Annotated in this window: 1 protein-coding gene and 1 pseudogene; both read left to right on the top strand. The window is 69.7% G+C overall.

What is annotated here, in order from left to right; genetic code table 11:
• A pseudogene (locus ACIKT0_RS18230) lies at positions 1–353 on the top strand (sulfonate ABC transporter ATP-binding protein); the annotation flags it as partial.
• A 21-nt stretch (positions 354–374) separates the two neighbouring features.
• Positions 375–1,370: an NrtA/SsuA/CpmA family ABC transporter substrate-binding protein gene (locus ACIKT0_RS18225; RefSeq protein WP_407106742.1), complete on the top strand. Its 996-nt coding sequence runs from the start codon at positions 375–377 to the stop codon at positions 1,368–1,370.
• Positions 1,371–1,421 lie beyond the last annotated feature (51 nt).

Below are 1,421 nucleotides of genomic sequence, written 5' to 3'. Positions count from 1 at the left end.
AGGCGCAGCGCGTCGCGCTCGCCCGCGCGTTGGTGCAGCAGCCGGAGCTGCTGCTGCTCGACGAGCCGTTCGCGGCGCTCGACGCCCTGACCCGGCTCAAGATGCAGGCGCTGGTCAAGGAGCTGGTCGCCCGCCATCGGCCCGGAGTTCTGCTCGTCACCCATGACGTCGACGAGGCGATCGGCCTCGCCGACCGGATCCTCGTGATGCGAGGCGGCGCGATCGCCTTCGAGCGCCGGCTCGACGGCGAAGCGCATCCCGGCTTGCGCAAAGAACTGCTCGAGCAGTTGGGCGTGACGCCCGACCCCCGCGCTACCGCGCAGCGCCCGGCGCCCTCTCTCGATACCCTCTGAGTCCCAACCTTGAGTCCCGACATGCCCTCGTTCAAGAAACTGTCGCGCCGCTCCCTCCTCGCGGCCGCCGCCGCAACCTCCGGCGCAGTCGCGCTCGGGCTGAAGCCGGGCGCGGCCCTCTCCCGCAACACGGACAAGGTGCGGCTGACCTTCGGCCCCTCCGGAGGGCTGACGCTGATCGCCAAGGAGCGCGGCGCGTTCGAGAAGACGCTCGCCGACCAGGGCCTCAAGGTCGAATGGGTCGGCCCCTTCCCGAACCATGCCCCGACGCTGCAGGCCGTGACCGGAAACAGCGCCGACTTCTCGTTCGGCGGCTCCACGACGCCCGCTCTGGCGGCGATCATCGCCGGCTCCCCGCTCGTGTTCACCCAGTTCCTGATCTACCGGCCGCGCACGACGGCGATCATCGCCCGAGACGGCTCCGGCATCGACAGCGTGAAGGACCTCGTGGGCAAGTCGGTCGCGGTCAACCGGTCCGGCCTTGGCGAGTTTCTGCTCGTCGCCGCGCTCGAGAAACACGGTCTCGACCGCAGCCAGGTGAAGTTCGTCTATCTGAACCCGCCGGACGCGGCGCCCGCGCTCGCCTCCGGCAAGGTCGACGCTTGGTCGATGTGGAGCCCCGGGGTCGACATCGCGCGCGTCGAATACAAGGCGCACGACGTCTTCATCGAAGAGCGGGATCTCGACTTCCAGATCGACTTCACGACCTGGCTCACCCGCCGCCAGTTCGCGGAGGAGAACGCCGACATCGTCCGCGCCGTGAACGCCGCATTCAAGGCCGAGGCCGACTGGGCGAGCGCGAACCCCGAGGACGCCGAGAAGATCGCGCAGGGCACGCCGCCCCGCTACGGCGAGGTCGTGCGCGAGAACTTCCTCAAGCTGAAGCGCCGCTACGAGATCTATCCGGTCACCGACCAGAACTTCGTGGCCCAGCTGCAGAACGCGGCGGACTGGCTCGTCGAGCGCAAGGTGCTGCCCGAGAAGGTGACCGTCGCCGAGCTGCTGGCGAAGGTCTGATCCCCACCCTGACAGCCGCCGCGGCCTGCGCGCACGCGCGGGCCGCATCGC

Origin of the sequence: Hansschlegelia beijingensis, assembly GCF_045505405.1 — a bacterium.
In the GTDB taxonomy this organism is placed as follows: Bacteria; Pseudomonadota; Alphaproteobacteria; order Rhizobiales; family Methylopilaceae; genus Methylopila; species Methylopila beijingensis_A.
Note: the sequence above shows the minus strand (reverse complement) of the source record. Positions and strands in the feature narration are given on the sequence as shown.